General features: G+C 64.9%; 30 protein-coding genes and 1 pseudogene. 20 read left to right on the top strand and 11 right to left on the bottom strand.

What is annotated here, in order from left to right; all coding sequences use genetic code 11:
* Together OXS27_RS23180 and OXS27_RS23175 are read left to right on the top strand one after the other, a co-directional pair.
* A partial coding sequence (locus OXS27_RS23180) for a site-specific integrase (RefSeq protein WP_267358935.1) occupies positions 1–674 on the top strand: 674 nt, incomplete at its 5' end.
* Positions 675–757: 83 nt separating this feature from the next.
* On the top strand, positions 758–1,252 hold the full coding sequence (locus OXS27_RS23175) for a hypothetical protein (protein WP_267358933.1): 495 nt from the start codon (positions 758–760) through the stop codon (positions 1,250–1,252).
* 251 nt (positions 1,253–1,503) lie between these two features.
* On the opposite strand, the gene OXS27_RS23170 is transcribed toward OXS27_RS23175, so the two are convergent.
* The 5 genes from OXS27_RS23170 to OXS27_RS23150 all read right to left on the bottom strand — a co-directional run bounded on the left by OXS27_RS23170 (position 1,504) and on the right by OXS27_RS23150 (position 5,207).
* Complete coding sequence (locus tag OXS27_RS23170) at positions 1,504–1,896, bottom strand: tautomerase family protein (protein ID WP_267358931.1); 393 nt, start codon at positions 1,894–1,896, stop codon at positions 1,504–1,506.
* A 78-nt stretch (positions 1,897–1,974) separates the two neighbouring features.
* Entirely contained in the window at positions 1,975–3,081 is a 1,107-nt protein-coding gene (locus OXS27_RS23165) for an alkene reductase (protein ID WP_267358929.1), read from the bottom strand.
* 70 nt (positions 3,082–3,151) lie between these two features.
* A complete protein-coding gene (locus OXS27_RS23160) occupies positions 3,152–3,898 on the bottom strand; it encodes an SDR family oxidoreductase (protein WP_267358927.1) in 747 nt (248 codons plus the stop codon).
* Positions 3,899–4,023: 125 nt separating this feature from the next.
* Entirely contained in the window at positions 4,024–4,425 is a 402-nt protein-coding gene (locus tag OXS27_RS23155) for a DUF427 domain-containing protein (RefSeq protein WP_267358925.1), read from the bottom strand.
* Between the two features lie 35 nt (positions 4,426–4,460).
* Complete coding sequence (locus tag OXS27_RS23150; RefSeq protein ID WP_267358923.1) at positions 4,461–5,207, bottom strand: glucose 1-dehydrogenase; 747 nt, start codon at positions 5,205–5,207, stop codon at positions 4,461–4,463.
* A 164-nt stretch (positions 5,208–5,371) separates the two neighbouring features.
* On the opposite strand from OXS27_RS23150, the gene OXS27_RS23145 reads away from it, so the two are divergent.
* Positions 5,372–6,277 (top strand): LysR family transcriptional regulator, encoded by a 906-nt coding sequence (locus tag OXS27_RS23145; protein WP_267358922.1) that lies wholly within the window; start codon positions 5,372–5,374, stop codon positions 6,275–6,277.
* Positions 6,278–6,616: 339 nt separating this feature from the next.
* Here the strand turns inward: OXS27_RS23145 and OXS27_RS23140 are convergent, their stop codons facing one another.
* A complete protein-coding gene (locus OXS27_RS23140) occupies positions 6,617–7,291 on the bottom strand; it encodes a Crp/Fnr family transcriptional regulator (RefSeq protein ID WP_267358920.1) in 675 nt (224 codons plus the stop codon).
* Positions 7,292–7,477: 186 nt separating this feature from the next.
* On the opposite strand from OXS27_RS23140, the gene OXS27_RS23135 reads away from it, so the two are divergent.
* From OXS27_RS23135 to OXS27_RS23110, 6 genes and pseudogenes are all read left to right on the top strand, one after another.
* Positions 7,478–8,278 carry a pentapeptide repeat-containing protein gene (locus OXS27_RS23135; protein ID WP_267358918.1) on the top strand — a complete coding sequence of 267 codons (801 nt, stop codon included), beginning with the start codon at positions 7,478–7,480 and terminating at the stop codon, positions 8,276–8,278.
* Positions 8,279–8,322: 44 nt separating this feature from the next.
* Positions 8,323–8,712, top strand: a complete 390-nt coding sequence (locus OXS27_RS23130; RefSeq protein ID WP_267358916.1) for a thioredoxin family protein — start codon at positions 8,323–8,325, stop codon at positions 8,710–8,712.
* A 6-nt stretch (positions 8,713–8,718) separates the two neighbouring features.
* Positions 8,719–9,438, top strand: coding sequence for a cytochrome c biogenesis protein CcdA (locus OXS27_RS23125; RefSeq protein WP_267358914.1), 720 nt, complete (start codon positions 8,719–8,721; stop codon positions 9,436–9,438).
* A 123-nt stretch (positions 9,439–9,561) separates the two neighbouring features.
* Entirely contained in the window at positions 9,562–10,458 is an 897-nt protein-coding gene (locus OXS27_RS23120; RefSeq protein WP_267358912.1) for an MBL fold metallo-hydrolase, read from the top strand.
* A gap of 57 nt (positions 10,459–10,515) precedes the next feature.
* Complete coding sequence (locus OXS27_RS23115) at positions 10,516–10,983, top strand: DsrE family protein (RefSeq protein ID WP_267358939.1); 468 nt, start codon at positions 10,516–10,518, stop codon at positions 10,981–10,983.
* 99 nt (positions 10,984–11,082) lie between these two features.
* Positions 11,083–11,322 (top strand): annotated as a pseudogene (locus tag OXS27_RS23110) (GDCCVxC domain-containing (seleno)protein).
* 98 nt (positions 11,323–11,420) lie between these two features.
* Here OXS27_RS23110 and OXS27_RS23105 read toward each other — a convergent pair.
* Positions 11,421–11,750 (bottom strand): hypothetical protein, encoded by a 330-nt coding sequence (locus OXS27_RS23105; protein ID WP_267358910.1) that lies wholly within the window; start codon positions 11,748–11,750, stop codon positions 11,421–11,423.
* Positions 11,751–11,872: 122 nt separating this feature from the next.
* Positions 11,873–12,202, bottom strand: a complete 330-nt coding sequence (locus OXS27_RS23100; RefSeq protein ID WP_267358908.1) for a hypothetical protein — start codon at positions 12,200–12,202, stop codon at positions 11,873–11,875.
* A 229-nt stretch (positions 12,203–12,431) separates the two neighbouring features.
* Between OXS27_RS23100 and OXS27_RS23095 the strand changes: the two genes are divergently transcribed.
* The 4 genes from OXS27_RS23095 to OXS27_RS23080 all read left to right on the top strand — a co-directional run bounded on the left by OXS27_RS23095 (position 12,432) and on the right by OXS27_RS23080 (position 15,552).
* Positions 12,432–13,184 carry a recombinase family protein gene (locus OXS27_RS23095; protein WP_267358906.1) on the top strand — a complete coding sequence of 251 codons (753 nt, stop codon included), beginning with the start codon at positions 12,432–12,434 and terminating at the stop codon, positions 13,182–13,184.
* A gap of 109 nt (positions 13,185–13,293) precedes the next feature.
* The gene (locus OXS27_RS23090; RefSeq protein ID WP_267358905.1) at positions 13,294–13,509 is read left to right on the top strand and encodes a hypothetical protein; all 216 of its coding nucleotides are present in this window, start codon (positions 13,294–13,296) and stop codon (positions 13,507–13,509) included.
* A gap of 351 nt (positions 13,510–13,860) precedes the next feature.
* Entirely contained in the window at positions 13,861–14,346 is a 486-nt protein-coding gene (locus tag OXS27_RS23085) for a hypothetical protein (protein WP_267358903.1), read from the top strand.
* Positions 14,347–14,637: 291 nt separating this feature from the next.
* On the top strand, positions 14,638–15,552 hold the full coding sequence (locus OXS27_RS23080; RefSeq protein ID WP_267358901.1) for a hypothetical protein: 915 nt from the start codon (positions 14,638–14,640) through the stop codon (positions 15,550–15,552).
* A gap of 57 nt (positions 15,553–15,609) precedes the next feature.
* Here the strand turns inward: OXS27_RS23080 and OXS27_RS23075 are convergent, their stop codons facing one another.
* Positions 15,610–16,443: a hypothetical protein gene (locus OXS27_RS23075; RefSeq protein ID WP_267358899.1), complete on the bottom strand. Its 834-nt coding sequence runs from the start codon at positions 16,441–16,443 to the stop codon at positions 15,610–15,612.
* Positions 16,444–16,571: 128 nt separating this feature from the next.
* On the opposite strand from OXS27_RS23075, the gene OXS27_RS23070 reads away from it, so the two are divergent.
* On the top strand, positions 16,572–16,793 hold the full coding sequence (locus tag OXS27_RS23070; RefSeq protein WP_267358897.1) for a hypothetical protein: 222 nt from the start codon (positions 16,572–16,574) through the stop codon (positions 16,791–16,793).
* 119 nt (positions 16,794–16,912) lie between these two features.
* On the opposite strand, the gene OXS27_RS23065 is transcribed toward OXS27_RS23070, so the two are convergent.
* Positions 16,913–17,443, bottom strand: a complete 531-nt coding sequence (locus OXS27_RS23065; protein ID WP_267358895.1) for a DUF6428 family protein — start codon at positions 17,441–17,443, stop codon at positions 16,913–16,915.
* Positions 17,444–17,478: 35 nt separating this feature from the next.
* Entirely contained in the window at positions 17,479–18,225 is a 747-nt protein-coding gene (gene arsH, locus OXS27_RS23060) for an arsenical resistance protein ArsH (RefSeq protein WP_267358893.1), read from the bottom strand.
* A 50-nt stretch (positions 18,226–18,275) separates the two neighbouring features.
* Between arsH and OXS27_RS23055 the strand changes: the two genes are divergently transcribed.
* From OXS27_RS23055 to OXS27_RS23030, 6 genes are all read left to right on the top strand, one after another.
* A complete protein-coding gene (locus OXS27_RS23055; protein WP_267358891.1) occupies positions 18,276–18,635 on the top strand; it encodes a metalloregulator ArsR/SmtB family transcription factor in 360 nt (119 codons plus the stop codon).
* Positions 18,628–19,065 (top strand): arsenate reductase (glutaredoxin), encoded by a 438-nt coding sequence (gene arsC / locus OXS27_RS23050; protein WP_267358890.1) that lies wholly within the window; start codon positions 18,628–18,630, stop codon positions 19,063–19,065. Before OXS27_RS23055 ends, arsC begins: the two co-directional genes overlap by 8 nt.
* A 9-nt stretch (positions 19,066–19,074) precedes the next feature.
* Complete coding sequence (arsB, locus tag OXS27_RS23045; RefSeq protein WP_267358888.1) at positions 19,075–20,142, top strand: ACR3 family arsenite efflux transporter; 1,068 nt, start codon at positions 19,075–19,077, stop codon at positions 20,140–20,142.
* Positions 20,132–21,313 carry an MFS transporter gene (locus OXS27_RS23040; RefSeq protein ID WP_267358937.1) on the top strand — a complete coding sequence of 394 codons (1,182 nt, stop codon included), beginning with the start codon at positions 20,132–20,134 and terminating at the stop codon, positions 21,311–21,313. The genes arsB and OXS27_RS23040 overlap by 11 nt, the downstream gene beginning before the upstream one ends.
* Positions 21,314–21,453: 140 nt before the next feature.
* Positions 21,454–21,915, top strand: a complete 462-nt coding sequence (locus tag OXS27_RS23035) for a hypothetical protein (protein ID WP_267358886.1) — start codon at positions 21,454–21,456, stop codon at positions 21,913–21,915.
* Between the two features lie 466 nt (positions 21,916–22,381).
* Positions 22,382–22,801, top strand: a complete 420-nt coding sequence (locus OXS27_RS23030) for a hypothetical protein (protein ID WP_267358884.1) — start codon at positions 22,382–22,384, stop codon at positions 22,799–22,801.
* Positions 22,802–22,812: the final 11 nt, after the last annotated feature.

The raw sequence follows: 22,812 nt of genomic DNA, 5'->3' as shown, positions 1-22,812 counted from the left end.
CGTTCTCCACAGAGCAGCTCACAAACATCTTTAATGCGCCGCTCTATACGGGGTGCCTGAACGACGAGGCTGGCTACGCACGTGTAGGTACTCAGGTCATCCGCCGCGGACGGTTCTGGGTGCCGTTGATCTCGCTGTTCACCGGAATGCGGATGAACGAAATTTGCCAGCTCCTGGTGCGCGACGTTGCGCAACTCGATGGGGTCGATGTCATCATCGTGGCCGCCGACGACGCCGGCGTGAAGCGCGTGAAGACAGCGGCTGGCGAGCGTTTCGTCCCGATCCACCCGGAGCTGAAGCGATGTGGGCTTCTGCAGTATCGAGATGCAGCCATTGCTCGCGGCGAGACGCGTCTATTCCCCGAACTGACGACGGCAAAAAGCTCGGGCTACCTGAGCGACAATTTTTCGAAGTGGTTTGCCAACTTCCTGCGCTCGTGTGGAGCAGCGCAGCCGCGGACAAGTTTTCATAGCTTTCGGCACAATTACCGAGACGCACTTCGCGAAGCCGACATTTCGGTAGAACGAGTGCGGGCACTCGGCGGATGGTCCAGCGGGCGAACCGAAGACGATTATGGGTCGGGACTGCGGGCAAGCACATTGGATCGCGAGATTGCGAAGGTGCGGTACGAAAAGCTAGATCTCTCGCACCTCCACGTTCCGCAAAACGGCTGACGGGCTGCATTCCGGTTTTGCACCCAGGTGCAAGCTGTTCACTCGTGCATGGGACGGGCCGAATGGATCCAATAGGCGGGGCCATGGACAACCCAACGTGGGCGCACCTCGATAAGCTGCGCCTCGGTAAGTGTGGCGAGTATTTCGCCAAAATGGCCTTCGTACGAGCGGGCCTGGACGTCTACTCGCCAGAGGTCGATGACCGGGCGATTGACGCGCTTGTTAGGATACCGAGCGCACCGGAGGCCCCTCCACGGTTCCTCGAAATCCAGGTGAAGACTGTCCGTGCGGCAAAGCCCGGTTACGTCTACATGGCGAAGCGGCACTTCCCAATTCGAACAGGCACCTTCCTCGCTCTCGTCTGCCTCGCGGAGGGATCAGAGGCCAACCTCTACCTCATCCCCTCTCTCGCGTGGCACGATCCGGCTCCTCCGTTCAGCAGCCGCGACTACGAAGGCAAGAAATCTGAGCCGGAGCACGGTCTCTCGATTAATGCCACCACGCTTCCGAAGCTGCGGCCATACCTATTTCGCAGCGTCCTTCCCGGCCTGCTCTCCGGAGCTTGGCCAGACGCTTAGCAAGCGGTTCAGACCTGATGCTCGGCACAGTCTGCTAAGAGTGGCTACCAGACTTTGACCTTTCGTCCCGAAGCAGACGTTCAGCCTCCGCCACAACCTCGTCGGAGCAGCCAGGTTTTGCAGCGCCCGTTAGCAAAAGTTCCTCGCCCAGCTTTCACGCCAGATTTACGCTCACTTCGGCCAACCTGAATTTGATGAAGCTGTTCCTGAGCATTCATTCCGGTGGGACGCTAGTTCTCTAGCGACCTCGATCAACCGAGCTTGCCGGTAAGGAACTGTGCCTCACCGTTCCCGAACGACCAGTCAGCGTCGGTATTCTCGACGAACGTCACCATGACATCGTTCGAATTGATGCCGCACCTATCCGCCAGCGCCTCGCAGAGCAGACGGTAGAAGGCCTGCTTGTCCTCCACCGTGCGCGGCCGGGAAATGACCTGCAGGATCACGACCTTGTCGGTCCGTGGGATCCTGAGGCCGGTGTCCCCGATCCGGGTCCTGCTAGGCTTGTGCTCGCTGACGATTTGGTAACGGTCGCCCACCGGTACGCGAAAGGCCTGCAGCACGACTTCGTGGGTGGCGTCGAGCAAGGCCGAGATTTCGTCGTCGGTCCGCCCTTCGATGATGTCGAACTTGAGAAGGGGCATGTCAGGAACCTTCAGGTGGCGCAGCCCTGGCCGAGGACACGGGTAGCATCACGGCTAGGGAAGGCGATCAAAGCGTCGTCAACCGAGGGCGGGCACTGCATCGGCGAAGGGATAGTCTGCATATCCCCGCTCCCCGCCGTAGTAAAAGGTCGACCGGTCGTAGGCGTTCAACGGAAGCCGCTCCTTGACCCGCCGCGGCAGGTCGGGGTTCGCGATGAAATGCCGGCCGAAGGCAACGAGGTCGGCGTCGCCATGCGATACGATCGCCTCCGCGCCCGCCCCGTCAAAACCGCCGGCCGCGATGATGGGTCCCGCGAACACCCGCTTCAACGCGCCGGCCGCCACGGGCTGGAGGTGGCCGAGCTCCGCATTGCCTTCCACTCGCGGCTCGATCACGTGCAGGTACGCCACGGCGCGGTCGCGCAGGCTCATCGTCACGTGCGAGAACAGCGCGGCCGGGTCGCTGTCCGACATCGCGTTGAAGCTGTTGCTGGGGCCCAGGCGAACGCCGACCCGATCCGCCCCCCAGATTGCCGTGACCGCGTCCACGACCTCGATCAGCAGGCGAGCCCGGTTCTCGATGGGACCGCCGTAGGCATCGGTCCGCCGGTTCGAGCCGTCCTGGAGAAACTGGTCGATTAGGTAGCCGTTGGCCGCGTGGATCTCGACGCCGTCGAAGCCTGCCTGTTGCGCACGCTCGGCTGCCGCCCGGTACTGCTCGACGACGGCCGGGATCTCGGCCAGACCAAGCTCCCGCGGCGGTGTGGCCGGCCCGGGACCGCCCTCAAGAAGGGCGTAGAGCCCGGCATCAAGGGCCGAGGGCGCGATAGGTTGGTCGCCGTCCGGCTGCAGGCTCGCGTGCGAAGCGCGCCCGGCGTGCCAGAGCTGGAGCAGGATAGTCGCGCCGCGAGCATGCACGGCATCGACCACCTTGGCCCAGCCAGCGACCTGGGCCTCGTCCTCGATGCCGGGCGAGGCGTAGCCGCCGTTCCCTTGCCGCGCGATGAAGGTCGCCTCGGCGATGAGCAGGCCGCCCGGTGTCGCGCGCTGGGCGTAGTATTCCACCATCGCCTCTCCGGGCACGTTGCCGGGCATTTCGGACCGCATGCGGGTCAGCGGGGCAAGGACGACGCGGTGGTCGAGCGCAAAGGCGCCAACCTGCACCGGTCTGAATAGTGTGGACATGGATGGTCTCCGGGAACGAGCAGTGCGGCCGGCGAGCCTCGAAGGCGCCAAACGGGAGGATGTCTGTCGGTCAGAGCTTCGAGCCGCCGTCGACCCGGACCGTGTCGCCGGTGATCCAGCGAGCGGCGTCTGAGGCGAGGAAGGCGAAAACCTGCCCGACATCGTCGGGCTGCCCAATGCGCTGCAGGGCCTGGATGCCGAGGACGAAGCTGCGTCCCTGCTCGGTCTTGGCGAAGCTCGACATGTCGGTGTCGATGACGCCAGGCGCGACCGCGTTCACCCGGACGCCGCGCGTCCCGAGAGCCGCGGCGAACTGCGTGACCAATGTATCCACGGCACCCTTCGTGGCCGCGTAGGCCGAGAGGTTGGCCACCGCGGCACGCGCTCCGAGCGAGGAGGTGAAGATCACGCTGCTGCCGTTGCCGAGGATGGGCAGGAGCTGCTGAACGAGGAAGAACGGCGCCCGCACGTTGACCGCGAACAGCGCGTCGAAGTCGGCGACCGTGGTGTCCTCGATGGAGACAGACCTGGAGATGCCGGCATTAGCGACGAGCACGTCGAGCCGGTCGCCGACGATGGCGCGCGTGCGGTCGGCCAGGGCGTGGGCCCCTTGCGGGTCCGACAGATCCGCGCCGATCTTCTCGGCGCGACCGCCGGCGGCGCGGATCTCGGCGACGACGGCGTCGGCCTCGGCTTCGCCGCGGCCGTAGTGGACGAGCACCTGGGCGCCATCCGCGGCGAGCGCGAGGGCGGCGGCGCGACCGATGCCGCGTGAGCCCCCGGTCACGAGGGCGGTCTTACCGATGAGATTGGTCATGACATGTCTCCCGTGAGGCAAGGGAATGGGCGCAGCCGGCCGCCTTCGCTGACGCCGGAGCGTCGGCGGTGTCGTACCGGTGGTCTGGGCTGGTCGTCGTAGTGGGAAGCGACGAGGGTCGGGGTCTACGCCCCTGGCTGCTCCTCGATGGTGTCGACGCGGTCCGGATAGAAGGCGACGTGATCCTTGATCGTCCGCACGGCTTCGTACGGCGCCTCGTAGGACCAGACAGCGTTCACCGCGCGCTCGCCGCCGGACGGGATGCTAAAGTAGGTGCAGTCACCCTTGTAGGGACAGTAGGTGGCGTGCTCGGTGCGTGCGAGCAGCGCCATATCGACGTCCTTGCGCGGGATGTACTGCACGGGTGAGTAGGACGCCTCGCGCAGGGTCAGGGCGTTCCGCGTGTCGGCCACGACCCGGCCGGCCACCGTGACCACCACGCGGTTGGTGTTCTGCGTGATGTCGATGGGATGGCCCGGGCCGGGAACCTTGATCGGCTTGCCGCCCGCCGTGTGTGCCTGTTCCATGAATACCTCCTCGAAATCGTGCCTTTGGGTCGTGGTCAGGCGGCGGACTTTCCCCCGTCTACGGACAGGATCTGGCCGGTGGTGAACGAGGAGCGGTCCGAAGCTAGGAACACGATGGCGTTTGCAACCTCGTCCGGTTTGCCAACGCGCTGGAGCGGTACGCCCGAGACGAGGCCGGCTTTGCGCTCGGCGCTGCCGGTGAAGCGGTCGAGCATGCCGGTGTCAGTCGGCCCCGGAGCCACGGCGTTCACGCGCACGCCCGAACCCGCCGCCTCCAGCGCCGCGGACTTGGTAAGCCCCTCGACCGCGTGTTTGCTGGCCGCGTAGACCGACGCCCCGGCGGCCCCGCCGTGGCCGTAGGTCGAGGAGATGTTGACGATGCTGCCGGCTCCTTGCGCCTGCATGACGCGCAATTCGTGCTTCATGCTCAGCAGCGTGCCGAGCACGTTGGTGTCGAAGGTCGCCGCGTAGCTCTCCGCGCTCTGCTCGGTCACGGGCCCCGGCTGCCCCTCGGTGCCGGCGTTGTTGACCGCCGCATCCAGTCGCCCGAAGCGCTCGACCACCTGGTCGATCAGGCTGGCGACCTCCTTTTCGTAACGCACGTCGGCCCGGATGAAGGCGGCGTCCGCGCCGGCCTCCCTCAACTCGGCGGCGAGAGCCTGCCCGGCCTCTTCATGCCGGCCAGAGATGACGACGGTGTTGCCTGCCTTGGCAAAGCCCAAGGCAGCGGCGCGACCGATGCCGGCCAGAGCGCCGGTGACTAGGACGACGTGCTTGCTCATGATCTGTCCTCACGAGACCGGCTTGCTAGCGATGCCGCTGGCACTTCGTCCCGGTCATGGCGGCGCAGGAGCGCCGCCGGTGAAGACATAGCTAGAGGTTGCTGGCGCGTTCGAAAAAGACTTTGTAAGCTGGAGGGCATACCTCACAGGCATGAAAGACGTTGATGGAGCTGCGGCACCTGCGCTACTTCGTGGCCGTCGCCGAGGAGGGCAGCCTCACGCTGGCCGCCGAGCGCCGCCTGCACACGGCCCAGCCCTCGCTCAGCCGGCAGATCCGGGACCTGGAGCATGAGGTCGGTGTGCCGCTGCTCAGTCGGTCCGTGCGCGGCGTGGAGCTGACCGAGGCCGGCCGCGCTTTCCTGGAGCATGCCCGGCTCGCCCTCGCACAGGTGCAGGCCGCCCAAGAGGCGGCGCGGCGCGCGGCGCGACCGGTCAAGGCAGCTTTCGTGTTGGGCTTCCTGACCGGCTACGAGGTGGACTGGCTGGCCGGGGCGATGTGCGTGCTCCGGGACGTGCTACCGGACGTGGACGTCACCATCTCCAGCCAAACCTCGCCGGACCTGGTCTCCGCCCTGATGCAGGGCACGGTGGACGTCGCCTTCATGCGACGCGAGCCGGACCTGCCCGACCTCGCCTTCGTGCCGCTCACGCGAGACCCGCTGGTTGTCATCCTTCCCAGCGACCATCGCCTGGCCTCACGAGAGACGGTTCGCCTCCAGGATTTGGTCGAAGATCCGTTCATCATCGTGTCCCGGACGGCTCCGACCCTGAGGCTGGTCATCGACGAGTACCTCGCCAGGTCGGGTCTAGGCATCACGCCGGCGCACGAGGTGGACAACCTGTCGATGGCGATGTCGCTAGTCTCGTCGACGCGGGGCGTCGCTCTGCTGCCGGCTTACGCGCGCAACTTCCTACCCTGGTCGGTGATCAGCCGCCCTCTGAGCACGGACGGGGAGCCTCCAGGCATCGACCTCGTGCTCGGCTACCGGAAGGAGCACGCGCCGGAGCTTCTCCGGTTGTTCCTGTCGCGCGTGGACGACCTTATCGCCCGAGCGACGAGGCCATCGTAGGCGTGGCCTTGGCGCGGCAAAATGCAAGCCGTCTCACCTCAACGTCCACCAACCGACCTCTAGAGCCGAATTAGACTACCTGGATGCAGACGTTCCCAGCTTTCGCAAAGGGTGGAGGCTGTGTGAAAACGCAGGCGCGCTCCGAAATTGCAAAACATCTCTCTCTGCGCAAGACATACTTGGCCGCTAAATGGCGGCCCTGAAGCCAGTAGGATGCATTTTCCGATACCGGACAGGGCGTTCGAGAGAAGGTCCTTCTACCGCCTCCACGTTTTCACACAGCCTCGGTGGAAAGCCGACCCTACCTTTCACTCCGAAGCAGACGCTGACCCTCGCAAGTTACCGTCGGCCGGCCGCGGCTAAGCTGGCGCGATCAACGATCTCGACCGCGCCGCGCCGAAGTTCGATCAGGCCTGCCTCGGCCCATTGTGCTAGGACGCGGCTCACCACCTCGCGCACGCTGCCGACGTCGTCTGCGAGCTTCTGATGGGTCACGGCGACGACACCCCGCGGGTCGGCCTCAGCAAGAAGGCGTTGCGCGAGGCGCTGCTTCAGCGGTGCGAATGCGACCTCATCGATCAGCGTGAGCAGACCGGACATCAGTCGTGTGTAGTCGTCCATGACGAGGCTGCGGAAGACCGCGCTGTCATCCATCAGGTGCTGGAACGTGGTCACTGGTAGGGCCGCGAGTTCGGTCCGTTCCTCGGCCACGCTTTGCGCCGGGAAAGTACCGCCGGACAGGAGGCACTGCGTGGTCAGAGCGCAGGTACCGCCCGGGCCAACCTTGTAGATCAGGACCTCGCGCCCGCCCTCTGACATGCGGAAGATGCGCGTGCGTCCCTCCAGACACATTAGGTAATTGGCGCAATTGCCGTCCAGTTCGTAGGCGATAGCTCCTTGGTCCAGCACCGGGAAGTGAACGGTTCCCCGGGCGATCTGCAGATGTGCGGGGCTAAGCGCTTGCAGAAGCGGAAACCGATCGATCCAGCGCTCGACCTTCTGCGCGTCCGTCATGGCTGGCGTCGTCCTCCGGACGCGATAACGGATTGATCGTCCGGCTCGCGTTGCGCCTACTTTTCCGCTTTACCGGACTTGTGTGACCTGGGTCACCGACTGGCTGCAGCGGCTCCGCATACCATCGTGACACGACGAACACGATACGGGCACCAGCCACGCGCGGCGCCCACCGGGAGTGAACCGATGCGCCGCCTCGCCTTGAGCTTCATGCTCGCCGCCCTCGCCGCCGGCCCTGCTACGGCCGAACAGGATCTACTCCTCGGGGCCGACATGACCTCGCCCGCCATGACAAAGGCCGAGATGAGCCGCGCCGACGTCGAGGCGATGATCAGGGCTGCGGACGGGAAGCCCATCGACCTGCACGACAAGGCGCTGTCGGGCCTCGACCTCTCCGGGCTCAACCTCCGGGGCGCCAACCTGCGGACCGCGCGCCTGAACAAGACCAACCTACGCGGCGCCGACCTCAGCGGCGCGAACCTCGAACAGGCGTGGTTCCTCAAGGCCGACCTATCCGGCGCCAAGCTTGCCGACGCGAAAATGTTTGGCATCACCGCCCGGGATGCCGACTTCAGCGGCGCAGACCTCAGCCGGTCCATGCCGATCGGTGACTTCAAAGGCGCCAACATGAGCGGCGCGACGCTGATCGACCTCAAAGGCGGCGCCGACATCAGGAACCAGTCGATGGGCCTGATGCGGGCGGTGTTCACCTCGGTGAACCTGTCGGGCGCGAAGCTCCACGGTGCCGATCTCGGCCGGTCGCGGCTGGAATACGCCGACCTCAAGGACGCCGACCTCACCGACGTGGTGCTGATGGGCTCGGACCTGTCCGGTGCGAACCTGACCGGCGCGACGGTCGCGGGTGCGGACTTCAAGAACGTCGATGTCAGCGGCGCCCGGCTGATCGACCTCAAAGGTCAGGACAGCGCCAAGGACTGGGCGGCCCGCGTGAACGTTGACCGCGCCATCACCCAGGCGTCGAACTAACCCTCGTTCCCTCGTCCCACATCCGATCTCGGAGATCCGCGCTCATGACGACCCGCCGCATCCTGCTCGCCGCCTTCGCCGTCGCCCCCATGCTGTTCGGCACTGGCGCGATCGCCGCCGAGATGACCTACACGCCCGCCGCGTTCGAGGCCGCCCAGAAGGCTGGCAAGCCGATCCTCGTCCACATCACCGCCCCATGGTGCACCACCTGCGCGGCGCAGAAGCCGATCCTCTCGAAGCTGGAGGCCGAACCCAAGTTCAAGGACCTGCAGGTGTTCGATGTCGACTTCGACACCCGCAAGGACGTGGTGAAGCAGTTCGGCGCGACGATGCAAAGCACCCTCATCACCTACAAGGGCGACAAGGAGACCGGGCGCTCGGCTGGCGAGACCAAGCCCGAGGCGATCGCGTCGCTCCTCGATAAGGCGATCTGAGCCGTCATGGTCACGAGCCTGGGCCTCGCCTTCCTCGCCGGCATCCTCTCGGTGCTGTCCCCCTGCGTGCTGCCGTTGCTGCCGCTGGTGCTGGGTGCGGCCGCCTCGGAGCATCGGCTCGGTCCGGCGGCGCTCGCCGCCGGGCTCGCCCTGTCCTTCGTTGTCATCGGGCTGTTCGTCGCCACCGTGGGGTTCGCCATCGGTCTCGATGCTGGCATCTTCCGGACCGGTGCGGCCATCATGCTCATCCTGATCGGGCTGGTCCTGATGGTCCCGGCGGCTCAGACGCGGCTGGCCGTGGCCGCGGGTCCGATGAGCAACTGGACGGAGAACAGGTTCGGCGGTTTCTCGACAGCCGGCCTGCTCGGCCAATTCGGAGTGGGCGTGCTGCTCGGGGCGGTGTGGAGCCCTTGCGTCGGACCGACCCTCGGGGCGGCCTCGCTGCTCGCTTCCCAGGGACGGGACCTCGGCACCGTCGCGTTAACCATGCTGCTGTTCGGCCTCGGCGCGGCCCTGCCACTGCTCCTGCTCGGCACGCTCTCGCGCGAGGTGTTGATGCGCTGGCGCGACCGGATGATGGGTCTGGGCAAGGGGCTGAAGGCCGCCCTCAGCCTGATCCTTGTGGCCACCGGGATGATGATCGCCACCGGCTACGACAAGGCGGCTGAAACGGCCCTGGTCAATGCCTCACCGTCCTGGCTGACGAACCTGACCACCCGTCTCTGACGTTCCCAAGCCAGAGGAACCGGCAGGTAGATGAGAGTTCCAGAGGCGAGCTTCTGCGTAGGGTTTTGTTCTAGCTGAGGCGCTCTACATGGGACGATCTCCTTCGCGCGGGATACCTAAGCCATGCCCGATCGAATTTCGATCATTCCGATCGTGACGGCGTTCCACGAGCCCGTGACCGGCAGCGTGCAGTACGTGGTCGCCTGTCCCAGCACGCTGCGGTGCGCCCTCATCGATCCTGTGCTCGACTACGATGAAAAATCAGGGGCCGTGGCAACGCGCTCGGCTGACAAGCTCCTCGCCTATGTCGAGCAACAGGGGCTCACCGTGGAGTGGGTGCTGGACACCCATCCACACGCCGACCACTTCTCGGCCGCGGCATACCTCAAGGCGCAGACGGGCGCGCCGATGGCGATCGGTGACCAGATCGTGCAGGTGCAGGCGCTCTGGAAGGATCTCTACAACCTGCCCGAAGACTTCCCTTGCGACGGCTCACAGTGGGATCGCTTGTTCGCGGACGGAGAGCGCTTCCATATCGGCGAGATCGAGGTGACGGTTCTGTTCTCGCCGGGCCACACGCTCGCGTCCGTCACATACCTCGCGGGGGACGCGGCCTTCATCCACGATACGCTGTTCATGCCGGACGGTGGGACAGCGCGAACTGACTTTCCCGGAGGCAGCGCCTGTGCGCTCTGGCGCTCGATCCAGCGCATCCTGGCGCTACCTGCAGATACGCGACTGTTCACCGGCCACGACTACCAGCCAGGTGGCCGCGAGGCGCGTTGGCAAAGTTCAATCGCCGAGCAGCTGTCGCAAAACCGGCATCTGCTCGACGGTCACGACGAGGCGCATTTTGTGGCGCTGCGTCAGGGAAGGGATAGCTCCCTGTCGATGCCCCGCCTAATCCTCCACGCCCTACAAGTGAACATACGGGGTGGCCGAATGCCGGAGCCAGAGCGCAATGGCCGTCGGTATCTCAAGATCCCGCTGGAGGCGCTGTCCGGCGCTGCTTGGCAGTGAATATGAACATTGACGATCTCGCGGTCGCTTCGACAGCCACTGCAGCAAGCGGAGCGAATAAGAGCTATGACGAGATTAGCTGCCGCCTTCACCATCTTCCTGGGGCTGTTCCTGGGACCAGCGCTCGCCCTCGAAGCAGCGACGCCCGGCTACTATGCGGATCAGAAAGTCGTCTACCAGAACGACGGCGGGATGCCGGACAACGTGACCTACTTCAAGCACATCCTCGGCAACATGAAGAACCACGTCGAGGCGGTAGGCAAGGACCACATTCAAATCCGTGTGGTTGATTTCGGCGACGGCGTTGATCTTTTCCAGATGGCAGCCAAGGACCCCAAGCTTGCGCAACAAATCGATGGCCTCAAAGCAGAGGGTGTCAAGTTCTTGATCTGCAAGAACACCCTGACGATGCGCAAGATCGATTGGCATGAGCTTTACGGCGTGACGGAGGTCGACATCGTCCCAAGCGGGGTCGCCGAGATCGTCCGGCTTCAGGGTATGGGGTTCACCTACGTACACCCCTGAGCAATACCCTCTTGGGATCGGGACGGCAGTTGTTGCCCGGGCGCTCGTGTGGGAACCCTACCTTGAGGCCATGGTCTTCAGGGTCATCCGGTAAGGCAGATGCAGCTTCAGTCCACTCTGACATGCCCGCACTGCGGCCATCAGGTAACGGAAGCGATGCCGACCGACGCCTGCTAGTTCTTCTACGAGTGTACCGGCTGCGGCACGCTCCTGCGCCCAAATGCAGGCGACTGCTGCGTCTTGTGCTCCTTCGGTGATGTGCCTTGTCCGCCGATCCAGGAGGCCCGTGAAAACGGTCAGCCAGCGCATTGTTGCGACCAGCCCAACCGTTCTGGCTAATCTTCAGCCTAGAAGCGGACCTTCCCCAGGCCAGCAATGGGTCGGAACCGGACGGGACCAAGGGTCGGATTTCACCCACTAGCCTCGATGTGCACGGCTCAGCCGCCCAGTCGCAACGTGAAGCGTGCGCCATCGCCGTCTACCGGAAAGACACCCCGGAGTTCGGCTTCCTCGCCTGGGATCTGGGAGCAGACGATGTGCGTCCAGTAGCCCTTCCGGTACCGATCGAAGTCCGACGGCACACCGATCGCAAACAGAGAGGGCTCCACAAGCATCGAACGCATGGCGGATCCGTCCGCCCCTGTCCGCGCGCTGTACTCCGCCTCACGGAATGCGACCGCGCTGCACTTCAGGGTGGTAGAGGGGGTGTCCTCACGACCAACGAACCGCCCTTCCAGGCGGATGGTGTTTTCGTCCTGCGGGCTCATCGGCCCTCCGGTGCTGAGTACGAGCGCAAGCCGGATCTGGCCGCCCTTGATGCTCAACGCATTTTGAGCCCTTTTAACCCCTGGAACACATCCGAGAGGGCCAGCGCAGGAGCGGACCACCGTCAGCTGCCGAACTTGATGACGAACCGTGCCCTGTCGCTACCCAGGGGCATGATGCTGCGGAGTTCCCCCTGGCCATCCGGCAGCAGGCTAGAGACGATATGGGTCCAATCGCCCATCGCGGGGTTGAAGCCGGTAGGCAGGCCAGAGACCATGAGCGACGGTTGCTCGACCACCGACCGCATGACCGAGCCGTCCGCACCCTTCGTTTCCTTGAACGCCGCTTCCCGATACGTGACCAAGTTGCACCGCAGGGTGAGAGGTTCTGGTTCATCAGCCGAGCTGCCGTAGCGACCTTCCAGACGGATCGTATTGTCGGCCTGATTGCTCATCGGTGTTCCCGCAGTGGCCATGTGCGCTGCCCGGACCGGCCGCGCTTGATCTTCAACGCGTGACGCTGCCAATCGCTGGGGGCGGCTTGCACCGGGGTGCAAAATTCGCCGCTCGCTGCGTCTCTGGGCTTCCCAGCCCGACGATTTCGACCCAGGCTCACATCAGCAAGTTCTATCAAACCCTCATTCAACCCAACTTGCTGGGCAGCACCCTCCGGGAGCAGCAGTGATGGCCGCTGGCAAATTCGTCTCCTACCTGCGGGTCAGCACCGATCGCCAGGGCATCAGCGGTCTGGGCCTCGAAGCCCAGCGCAAGACGGTCTCCGACTTCCTCAACGGCGGGGCTTGGGAGATCCTGGCCGAGTTCGTTGAGGTGGAGAGCGGTCGGAAGTCAGACCGCCCCGAGTTGGCTCGCGCCCTGGCACACTGCCGGATCACCGGGGCGACGCTGATCGTCGCGAACGTGTCCAGGCTCACCCGGTCCTCCAGCTTCCTGCACCGGCTGCTCGAAGCCGGCGTGGAGGTGCGTTTCTGCGACCTGCCGCAAATCGAGGGTCCGACCGGCCGCTTCCTTCTCTCGCAGATGGTCGCGGTCGCGGAACTGGAAGCCGGACTTATCGGAGAGCGCACCCGGAAGGCCCTGGCCGCCGCGAAGGCGAGGGGGAAGCAGCTCGGCACCCCGGCCAACCTGACGAACACGGATGCGGGCCGCACCGCCGGCCGGGCTCGGCGCACCCAGATCGCGGATCGCCGTGCAGAGGACATCGCCCCGATCATCCGGGAGCTTCAGGCGCAAGGTCTCAGCCTCAACGCCTGTGCCCGTGCACTCACGGAAAAGGGCATCTCAACGCCGACCGGCAAGGCGAAATGGGCCAGCCAGACGGTGATCAACCTCCTGGCCCGTGTCCCGGAGCCCCAGGTAACCCCTGACGTCCGGAAGCCGACCCTCCGGGCTAGAACGATGCAGAGTGCGCAGGCTTGATGAACAATTATGCAGTGATATGTGACTATAATCGCTGATCTATTGATGTTATAACTACAATGCGATGCGCAGAACGCGGATCTTAAAAATTTAAAACTTGGAGACCGAAATGAATGATGATGAAGAGCTTCCGGATTACGCCAATATGACGGGAGAGGAAATTCTCGCATTTGTTCCTCCTGGCTGGGATAAGCCAATTGGACAAATGACCAGGGAAGACTTGATGGAATTATCAAGGCACCATCAGGAGCGTGCAGAGGCGTACGCGCAACGGGCTGATACGCTCGACGCCATGCTAGCCAAGATGGACAATCCCGATAGCTAAGCAGGCAAACTGACGGACAACAGCATCCTCGCCCTGGACTGAAGGGCGGGGATTTTTGACGTGAGGATAACCCTGCCCGCTGGCGCTTTGGATGGCCGTGTAAGGCAGGAAGCCCGATCGCAAATCCCTCTGTCTTCATACCGTAAGTTCCTCGCACCTATGACCCTACAGAGACGATCCATGGCCCTTCAGAAAAAGCAGGCCGTAGCACCGGCACCGAGACCGAACCGGCGCGTCCTGGCGAAGGCCAAGTCAGCGTCAGCCGCCGCTCAGCGGATCCATGTCCCGCCGGCTGCTACCGTTGCAGCCACGGCTGATCGTGCGACGCGTGATGATCAGGACGTCACCCGCGTGGAGATGCTTCTGCTCAAGGGCATCACGCGCCCCGAGATTATCGGTCAGCTCCTCGATCTGAACACTCGGGTGGTGATGCGCTTCATTGATCGCGTTCATGCCCGGTGGGAGATTAGCGGGGGCGGGCGCACCATCACCCGGTTCCGCGGCGAGGCGCTGGCCCGCCTGGAGCTTCTTGAGCAGGAAGCTTGGTCCCGATATGCGGCGCTCGGCAACAAGAAGGATCCGTCCCCAAAGGACGAAGTGAAGCTGCTCAAGCTGTTACTGGACATCCAGGGCCAGCGGAACGCCCTGCTCGGACTGAGCCAGAAGGTCGTTGAACGCATCGGCCTCATGCCGGACCAGAGCGCCGAAGTGGTCAGCCGGCTGGCTGCGCAACAGGGCCTTGCAGCGATGGCGACCCGCCTCACGGAGCTTCTGGCCGAGCGCCGGGCTGCCCTGGAACCTGAGACGATCGACCACGAGACCGACGAGGACGCGTGACGCCTCGCGATTACAGTCACGCTGCACCCCGGTGCAAAATGAGGTGCCGGCTGGTGTCCGCTTCGGGTGACCAAACGCGCAGGTTAGAAGACGAGCATGGCGCAGCGAGACGACTTCAGCGAGCGAACGAAGCAGGCCCTGGCGCTGCGCGCATCCTATCGATGCTCGTTCACGGGCTGCGGCTGCTCGACTGCCGGACCCAGTCAGGAAGCGGCAGATGCTGTCGCTCGGACTGGGGTTGCAGCTCACATCTGCGCCGCGGCGCGAGGCGGCCCGCGGTACGATCTCGCAATGACCCCGGAGGAGCGGGCTGCGATCGAAAATGGCATCTGGTTGTGCGCGACGCACTCCGTGCTCATTGATCGAGACGAGGCTACCTACACCGTCGAGGTCCTCCGCGCGATGAGGGCAGCCCACGAAGCGGCGATGGCTCTTGAGCAGGCTCGCGGTACCCGACTGGACTTCGGCGACGATCTTCTTGCTCTCGGCCCACATGTGGTCTGTACGGGCGACGTGGTGCATTTCGAGGCGACAAGCTGGGTCGTCCGGCTGACCCATTTCGTCATCGGCGACTTCAACCAGTTGCTTCGGCTGGTTGATGACTTCGATCGGCTCAAGCCTTCCGAACGGTACGTGCTGTCCGAGCGGATCGGCGACGGCCGCGTCCTTCTGGCGGCACCCAAGCTGTCTCGCTCAGCCGCTGGCTACGAGCTGATCTGCCGTGTCGCCCCGAGCGTGTCGCGCGAAGATGCGCGCCGGATGGGTAGTGACATAAAACTCTCCCCCGATACCGACATGAGCCTAACCGCGACGGGCAGTATCGCCAGAGTGAGCGGGGTCGAGGCATTCGAGCAGTTCGTCTTCAACTGCCTGTCCGTGCAGCGCGGTGAGATGCCTTTTGCGCCGACCTACGGGGTGCGCTTCCTAGAGTACGTGCGCACCTACGCCGACACACCGTGGCTCGGGCGCCTGATGCAGCTCGAAGTGATCAGGCAGGCTGCAATCCCGCACCAGGACCATCTCACCGGGCGTAGCTACACGCCCCTGCGATGCGTCCGCACAGTTCGGTCTGTCGAGGTGCTCGCGCACCACCCTGAGCGCAAACGGATCGAGATGCGCCTCCACTTTGACGTGGAAGGCGTAGGGGACTGGAACAAGACATACATGGTGTTCCTCCCTTATGACCTTCCCTGGGCACCCACGTAATCGTTCAACGCGAGCGGGCTCGCGTTTTCACACTGAGATTGCACCCCGGTGCAAACTTCAGCGCCGCTTGCGGCCCGGTGGATCATCCGGGAACATCGAGTGCGTGATCACATCCTCCAGGTTCTCGGCCTGCCAGGACTGCTCATAGGTCACTGTGGTGACCGCCAACCAATCGTCACCGCCTAGCATCACGGGACCCAGACGGCTTGTCTGTCCGTCGTCGGTTCCGGGTATGTGCAGGTGGACCATCAGCCCGTCGAGGTAGAACCTCACGATGTCTACCGTCCAGGCCGGAGAGCCTTCGGCGCCCGGCATGTGCTTCGTCTCAACGATGGGGGTAAAGTTGTGTATCAGCCCAACAGTGGAGAGCTGGATGAGCGTCGCGGGGTAGAAGTCCGCAGGGCCCCACTCACCGCTCAGGACGAGTTCACCGAGCTGCCTCACGTCAGCTTCCGACAGCATCACTTCGGCAAACTCAAACCGGGACGTGACCGCGGCTCGCCACAGCAAGCTCAGGAAGAAGGTACGGAGCACCCCGGTATTGATGCCGCGCACCCGCCTGACGCCGTGTGCGGGAGGCATGAACAGGTGGTGATCCGGGTCGTTGAGTTCCCGCATTCCACCCCAGCCGCTCCACACCAGCTTGTGCTTGCGCAACTCCCTAATCGCGGCATCATCAATCTGTCCTAGGATGTACTCGCCTTCCTGGGTCACGATCTGCCGATCGTACCAGCTATCGTACCGCTCACTGATCGGCGTGCGGTGCCCGGCTTGGAGAAGCGGGGCGCCATTCTCGGTCGGCTTGGTGAACGCCCTCGGGATCAAATGCGACTTCGCGAACTTACCGCGCGTCCCCGTCAGCCGGCAGACCCCGAACCGCTCCGTCTTCATGCCCGTATCCGTGTCGCCTGCCCGTTGCAGGCTGCATCTTCAACGGAGCATGCCTTTCACCGTTCCTGTCCTGTTCTAGATCCAGGCTGAGGGTCGAGGCCGACCGACAGCACGACACGTCGAGACGCATGACACCTGAAGCCGTACCGCCGCTGCGTGGGAAGCTCCTCGCCGCCCTGCGTGCCGTTGCAGCGAACCCCGGCGGTCTCAGGATCCAATCGCATCCGAGCGTGATGCCGCTGCTGGTGGAGATGGGGCTGGTTCGGTTGCGCGACTGCGGCGAACCCGCTTGGCTTCTGACCGACACAGGCCGCAAGGCCCTGGCGCGGCTCCGCCGAGACGAGACCTAGGCCGAGCCCCGAAAGGCCAGTGCCTCGTTAGGTCTCTGCTGCACCCCGGTGCAAAATCCGACGCTCTGTGCCCACCTGCACGGTCCGCGACGGGTGGAAAGCGGGCACTCAGGTCGATCTCAGCCGCAGCAAGGCTGCTCACTCCTTGAGGTGCCGCAGCACGCGCTCGCTTTCTGCTCCTCAAGCCAGCGGTCACGCGGTTTGCAGCTCGCGACCCGAGGTGACAGAGCTACGGACAGCACACCAGCTGTCGTCATAGGAGCAGCAGCGCAGTGGAGTTGCATCGGCTCTACGCCGTCGCTCACCTCGAAAGTGAGACGGGCGCCTTGGTCGAGGCCGACATGTTCTGACACCTTGCGGATGATGGCGGCGAACTTGCCGGTGGTCATGTGGGTGCGGTCACCATCGATCACGTCCCAGAGCTGGATGAAGATCTCTGACCATGCTTCCGGATTGGCGCCGCAGTCGAGGGCAGCGAACTGCCCGGCCTTCACCTCGGTGACGTGGTAGCCGCGCTGGATGGTGCGCCCGGCGTAGGTGAACACCAGCGGCACCGCCGGCTGCGCATCGCAGGCAGCGAGCAGGGCACCAAGCGGAATGTCTGTAGCGGGGGCCAGCGCGGTCTGCTCAGGGCGATCAAGGGTCAGCATCGGTGTGCTCCTCGGGCCGCGTTACTGGACCGGCCTCAGCGCCTCACAAAGCCGATGTCGGCGGCCACGGCTTTCAGCCGCTCCGGCTCCCGTTCCTTCCGTTCGCTGTAGCGATCGACCAAGTAGTCGGCCCGCTCGCGTCTCAGCAGCGTGAACTTCATCAGCTCCTCGCAGACGTCCACCACGCGCTCGTAGAGCGGCCCCGGCTTCATCCGGCCGGCGTCGTCAAACTCCTTGTAGGCCATCGGCACTGAGGACTGGTTTGGGATCACGATCATCCGCATCCAGCGGCCGAGCACGCGCAGGCTGTTCACGGCGTTGAAGCTCTGAGAGCCGCCTGACACCTGCATGACGGCCAGGGTGCGGCCCTGGGTCGGCCGCACGCTGCCCTCGCTCAAGGGCAACCAGTCGATCTGGCTCTTCATCACGCCGGTCAGGTTGCCGTGGCGCTCCGGCGAGACCCAGACCTGCCCCTCCGACCAGATCGAGAGGTTGCGCAGCTCCTGCACCTTCGGGTGATCGGCGGTGGTGTCGTCCGGCAGGGGCAGGCCGTGGGCATCGTAGATCCGCACCTCACCGCCCATAGCTTCGAGGAGGCGGGCTGCCTCATAGGCGAGAAAGCGGCTGAAGGACCTCTCCCGGAGCGAGCCGTAGAGGATCAGCAAGCGCGGCGCGTGGGTGAACGGCGTGGCAGCCTGCACGCTCTCGCGGGTCGGTACCGCAAAGTGTCCCTGGCTTAGGTTCGGCAGGCCATCGGTGAAGGGTTGCTGAGGCTTGTCCAAGGGGCCGCTTTCTCGTACGTTCAAATTGCTATTTGAAGATTGTAGCGGATATGGACGAAGCGCAAGCCCTCGCCGCCTTTCTGGCCCTCGGGCAGGAACACCGCCTGCGCTTGGTGCGCGCGCTCGTGATCGCCGGCCCGGAGGGGCTGGCATCCGGCGTCCTGGCCGAAGCGGTCGGCGTGTCGGCTGCTACGGTCTCCCATCACCTCAAAGAGCTGAGCCACGCGGGCTTGGTCGCTTCGCGTCGCGAGGGCCGTTCGATCATCTACAGCGCCGCCTACCCAGCCTTGTCGGAGCTGGTCCAGTTCCTCATGCGCGACTGCTGCCAGGGCCACCCGGAGGTCTGTGCCCCGGCGGTCGAGGCGCTGGCTGGCTGCCTTTGCCGCACCGGAGAGACCGCACATGCCTGAGCCGTTCGATGTCGTGATCTACCACAACCCCGAGTGCGGCACCTCGCGCAACACCCTGGCGATGATCCGCAACGCCGGCATCGAGCCGCACGTCGTGGAGTACCTGAAGACCCCGCCGAACCGGGTGTTGGTCAAGCAGCTCCTGGCCCGTGCCGGCCTGTCGGTGCGCGACGTCCTGCGGGAGAAGGGTACGCCCTTTGCGGAACTGGGTTTGAGCGATCCGGCGCTGACGGACGAGCAGCTGCTCGACGCGATCGAGGCGCATCCGATCCTCCTGAACCGCCCGCTGGTGGTGAGCACGAAGGGCGTGCGTCTGTGCCGGCCTTCGGAAGCTGTGCTCGACCTCTTGCCGGTGCAGCAGGGCGAGTTCGTCAAGGAGGACGGCGAGCGGGTGGTGGATGAGCACGGCCGCCGCGTCGCCACCGCCTGAGGTGCCTCGATGTCCACGTTCGAACGCTACCTGACCCTCTGGGTCGCGCTGTGCATCGTGGCGGGCATCGCGCTCGGCCACGTCATGCCCGGCTTCTTCCAGGCGGTCGGCGCAGCCGAGGTCGCCAAGGTGAACCTGCCCGTGGCGGCGCTGATCTGGCTCATGGTCATCCCCATGCTGCTCAAGATCGACTTCGCCTCGTTGCGGCAGGTCGGGCGGCACTGGCGCGGCATCGGGGTGACGCTGTTCATCAACTGGGCGGTGAAGCCCTTCTCGATGGCGGCGCTCGGCTGGCTGTTCATCGGTTACCTGTTCCGGCCGTATCTCCCGGCCGACCAGATCGACAGCTACATCGCCGGCCTCATCATCCTGGCGGCGGCGCCCTGCACCGCCATGGTGTTCGTGTGGTCGAACCTGACGAAGGGCGAGCCCCACTTCACGCTGAGCCAAGTCGCCCTCAACGACAGCATCATGGTGGTGGCCTTCGCCCCCATCGTCGGCCTGCTGCTGGGGTTGTCGGCCATCACCGTGCCCTGGGGCACGCTGGTGCTCTCGGTGGTGCTCTACATCGTCATCCCCGTGATCGTGGCGCAGTTGCTGCGGCGCTCGCTCCTGACCTCGGGCGGGCAAGCGGCGCTCGATCGTTTCTTGAAGGCGCTTGGGCCGGTGTCGCTGGTGGCGCTCCTGGCCACACTCGTCCTGCTGTTCGGCTTCCAGGGCGAGCAGATCCTCGCCCAGCCGGCCGGCATCGGGCTGCTCGCGGTGCCGATCCTCATCCAAGTCTACTTCAACGCCGGTCTCGCGTACCTGCTCAACCGCCTCGCTGGCGAACAGCACTGTGTGGCCGGTCCCTCGGCGCTGATCGGCGCGTCGAACTTCTTCGAGCTGGCGGTGGCGGCGGCGATCAGCCTGTTCGGCTTCAACTCGGGCGCGGCGCTCGCCACCGTGGTGGGGGTGCTGATCGAGGTCCCGGTGATGCTCACCGTGGTCTGGATCGTGAACCGCAGCCAAGGCTGGTACGAGCGTGGCGCGGTTCGCCAAGGTGCGGTGCTCAAGCCAACTTCCCGTGAGATCTGAGGCGGAGAGCGACGGAAGGAGGCGCCTGACCGTCATTTCGGCCCTCGGCGTGGTCGAAATCCTCGCCTGGGGTTCGTCCTTTTACCTGCCGGCGGTGCTCGCTGGTCCCATCGCGGAAAGCACCGGCTGGCCGCTGGCCTGGGTGGTCGGCGGTCTGGCGCTTGGCCTCCTGATCGCTGCGGTCGCCTCTCCGCACGTCGGCACAGCGATCCACCGCCACGGAGGGCGGCCGGTGCTTGCGCTTGCCGCGCTTCTGCTGGCGGCCGGGCTGACCACGCTGGCCCTTGCACCGGTCCTGCCGGTCTATCTGGCCGGCTGGCTGATCCTCGGGGCGGGGATGGGCTGCGGCTTGTATGATCCCGCTTTCGCCACCCTTGGCCGGCTCTACGGTGCCACAGCGCGGCCAGCGATCACCACGCTGACCCTGTGGGGTGGGTTTGCCAGCACCGTGTGCTGGCCCCTTTCTGCGTTTCTGGTCGCGCACGTCGGCTGGCGGGGAGCCTGCTTGGCCTATGCCGGTCTGCATCTGGCGGTCACGCTGCCGCTGGTGCTGGTGCTGATCCCGCCGGCTCCGGCACTGCCGATGACGACGGAGCACCAGAAGGGGACCACCGGCCCGCTATCAGCGCACGAGCGGCGGGCGTTCCTATTGTTCGCTGGGGTCCTAATCCTCGGCGGTGCGATCATGTCCCTGGTGTCGGTACATCTGCTCACCTTGTTGCAGGCGCGGGGCGTGGCGCTCGCGTCGGCTGTCTCCTACGGGGCACTGATTGGCCCGGCACAGGTGGGCGCCCGCATCGTGGAGATGTCGTTCAAGGGCCGGCATCACCCGCTCTGGACCCTGACAGCAGCGTTCGCCCTGGTCGCGCTCGGGCTGGCGCTGCTCGCGTTCGGTTTGCCCGGCGTCGGGGTCTGGCTGGTGCTCTACGGCGGCGGCAACGGGATCTATTCGATTGCGCGGGGGACGGTGCCCTTGGCCCTGTTCGGCCCTGTACGCTACCCGCTGGTGGTCGGCCGCTTGGCCCGGCCGGGTCTGGTGGCTCAGGCCCTTGCGCCACCAATCGGCGCCTTCGTTCTCACTCACGCCAGCCCCGATGCGCTTTGGTGGATCCTGCTCGCGCTAGCTCTCGCTAATCTCGGCCTCGTTGGGGCTCTGTGGCGAGTGCGGTAATCCTTAGTGCCGGAACTGCCTGAAGCATCTCGCTGAACATCTTGGCCTCACGCTGCACCCCGGTGCAATTTTCGAGGCTCTACGACCTTCGTTCCAGCCATGTCATGGGGTAGAATTGCGCTCATCTCAGGTGAGACGTGATGATCCTGAAGACTAGCTATTGGGCCCGCCACATCCCTCCGGATCACGTCCGTATCGGGATCTCGCGCGGTTCGCCGCGGTGGATGAAGGCACAGCCTAGGATCCCGGAATTGCAGCCCGGCCAGTGGCTCTACACGACCGAGGATCCGGAAGAGTATCGCGTCCGCTACGTGCGGCAGCTCGCGGACTTGGATCCAGTTCGAGTTGTCGAGCGGATACGGTGCGAGGCCGGCGGGAAGACACCCGTGCTGACCTGTTTCTGCAAACCGGGCGGGTCGAACTGGTGTCACCGCGCGTGGGTCAGCGTGTGGCTCGCGCACCGCGCCGGCCTGCACGTCCCCGAGTTCGGCATGGAGGCCGAGGGCTGTGCCGCGGAGCACCCGCTTTTGCCCGCAGAATACCGCCGCCCTGTAGAGCAGCCGTCCACCCCGGCACGTCCAGTCCAACTATCGCTGCTGTGACGGCTGCCGGTGAGCTTGATCAAGCAGTTTGGGGCACAGGTATCTGGGCAGAGCAGCCCTGTTGAAGAGCAGTAGTTATCGCAGGACGACCGGTTGGACCCGGTAACAAGGTAGTGTAGACATGGCTTGTGTTGCTGCGGCATTCGGATCCCGGAGATCCGACAGATCGCCTTCGAGCGAAACTGCTATGCCCGGACAGACCCGAGACCGCTATCTCGCGGAAATAAGCAGCTACATCAGCCTCGACGGCGTGCGCATGACGGTCGCGGAAGCGGCTGCGGCACACGGGCTCGCGAAAAACACCCTGAAGCGAAGGCTCGCTCGTGGCTGGCCTGTTGAGAGGGCTGTCCAGCCTGTCCGTCAGCGCGAGGCCCGGTCGTGAGCCGCGGTGGTCGTCCTTCGCGGCCAACGTCACCGCGGTGACCTCGGCAACCCGCGTCCAGTGACGCCATCTAGGAGCTTGATCATGCGCATCGCGAACTGGACCTACACCGGCAGGGGGCGGATCGCGCTTTCCAAGCCACCACAGGGCACACCACGGGGCTACCGCCTCGCCCCGGACCCGTTCTTCATCGGGGACACGAAGCGGCTCACGGCCGAGATCTGGGCGATGTTCGCCCTGGCCGACGCGTGCGCCCTGTACCGCCAGCTCTGCGTGATGGCCTATCCGTGGGAGCCCGTGTTGGTCAGCTCGGCGGCAGCCGGCACCTCGTACTGCACTCTGCTCGCGGAATGGCTGTCCGCCCAGACCGGCGAAGTCATAACGGAGCTGACGAGCCCCGAGACGCACCAGGCGATCAAGATCCGCCGGCCCGCCCTTCACGGGCTTGGTACTGGGATCTGGCCGATTGAGGGCGAAACCGAGACTGTTCTGGAGAATGTATAGCAGGCCGACTT

It is taken from the genome of Methylobacterium sp. GC_Met_3 (assembly GCF_026540775.1).
In the GTDB taxonomy this organism is placed as follows: Bacteria; Pseudomonadota; Alphaproteobacteria; order Rhizobiales; family Beijerinckiaceae; genus Methylobacterium.
The sequence above is the reverse complement of the archived record's forward strand: the minus strand, read 5'-3'. Positions and strand labels throughout refer to the sequence as shown.

Bases quoted from the DNA above. Each gene is read 5' to 3' on its own strand.
- OXS27_RS23175 (WP_267358933.1), top strand. From the start codon at position 758: ATGGACAACCCAACGTGGGCGCACCTCGATAAGCTGCGCCTCGGTAAG.
- OXS27_RS23170 (WP_267358931.1), bottom strand. From the start codon at position 1,896: ATGCCCCTTCTCAAGTTCGACATCATCGAAGGGCGGACCGACGACGAA.
- OXS27_RS23165 (WP_267358929.1), bottom strand. From the start codon at position 3,081: ATGTCCACACTATTCAGACCGGTGCAGGTTGGCGCCTTTGCGCTCGAC.
- OXS27_RS23160 (WP_267358927.1), bottom strand. From the start codon at position 3,898: ATGACCAATCTCATCGGTAAGACCGCCCTCGTGACCGGGGGCTCACGC.
- OXS27_RS23155 (WP_267358925.1), bottom strand. From the start codon at position 4,425: ATGGAACAGGCACACACGGCGGGCGGCAAGCCGATCAAGGTTCCCGGC.
- OXS27_RS23150 (WP_267358923.1), bottom strand. From the start codon at position 5,207: ATGAGCAAGCACGTCGTCCTAGTCACCGGCGCTCTGGCCGGCATCGGT.
- OXS27_RS23145 (WP_267358922.1), top strand. From the start codon at position 5,372: ATGGAGCTGCGGCACCTGCGCTACTTCGTGGCCGTCGCCGAGGAGGGC.
- OXS27_RS23140 (WP_267358920.1), bottom strand. From the start codon at position 7,291: ATGACGGACGCGCAGAAGGTCGAGCGCTGGATCGATCGGTTTCCGCTT.
- OXS27_RS23135 (WP_267358918.1), top strand. From the start codon at position 7,478: ATGCGCCGCCTCGCCTTGAGCTTCATGCTCGCCGCCCTCGCCGCCGGC.
- OXS27_RS23130 (WP_267358916.1), top strand. From the start codon at position 8,323: ATGACGACCCGCCGCATCCTGCTCGCCGCCTTCGCCGTCGCCCCCATG.
- OXS27_RS23125 (WP_267358914.1), top strand. From the start codon at position 8,719: ATGGTCACGAGCCTGGGCCTCGCCTTCCTCGCCGGCATCCTCTCGGTG.
- OXS27_RS23120 (WP_267358912.1), top strand. From the start codon at position 9,562: ATGCCCGATCGAATTTCGATCATTCCGATCGTGACGGCGTTCCACGAG.
- OXS27_RS23105 (WP_267358910.1), bottom strand. From the start codon at position 11,750: ATGAGCCCGCAGGACGAAAACACCATCCGCCTGGAAGGGCGGTTCGTT.
- OXS27_RS23100 (WP_267358908.1), bottom strand. From the start codon at position 12,202: ATGAGCAATCAGGCCGACAATACGATCCGTCTGGAAGGTCGCTACGGC.
- OXS27_RS23095 (WP_267358906.1), top strand. From the start codon at position 12,432: ATGGCCGCTGGCAAATTCGTCTCCTACCTGCGGGTCAGCACCGATCGC.
- OXS27_RS23090 (WP_267358905.1), top strand. From the start codon at position 13,294: ATGAATGATGATGAAGAGCTTCCGGATTACGCCAATATGACGGGAGAG.
- OXS27_RS23080 (WP_267358901.1), top strand. From the start codon at position 14,638: ATGACCCCGGAGGAGCGGGCTGCGATCGAAAATGGCATCTGGTTGTGC.
- OXS27_RS23075 (WP_267358899.1), bottom strand. From the start codon at position 16,443: ATGAAGACGGAGCGGTTCGGGGTCTGCCGGCTGACGGGGACGCGCGGT.
- OXS27_RS23070 (WP_267358897.1), top strand. From the start codon at position 16,572: ATGACACCTGAAGCCGTACCGCCGCTGCGTGGGAAGCTCCTCGCCGCC.
- OXS27_RS23065 (WP_267358895.1), bottom strand. From the start codon at position 17,443: ATGCTGACCCTTGATCGCCCTGAGCAGACCGCGCTGGCCCCCGCTACA.
- OXS27_RS23055 (WP_267358891.1), top strand. From the start codon at position 18,276: ATGGACGAAGCGCAAGCCCTCGCCGCCTTTCTGGCCCTCGGGCAGGAA.
- arsC (WP_267358890.1), top strand. From the start codon at position 18,628: ATGCCTGAGCCGTTCGATGTCGTGATCTACCACAACCCCGAGTGCGGC.
- arsB (WP_267358888.1), top strand. From the start codon at position 19,075: ATGTCCACGTTCGAACGCTACCTGACCCTCTGGGTCGCGCTGTGCATC.
- OXS27_RS23035 (WP_267358886.1), top strand. From the start codon at position 21,454: ATGATCCTGAAGACTAGCTATTGGGCCCGCCACATCCCTCCGGATCAC.
- OXS27_RS23030 (WP_267358884.1), top strand. From the start codon at position 22,382: ATGCGCATCGCGAACTGGACCTACACCGGCAGGGGGCGGATCGCGCTT.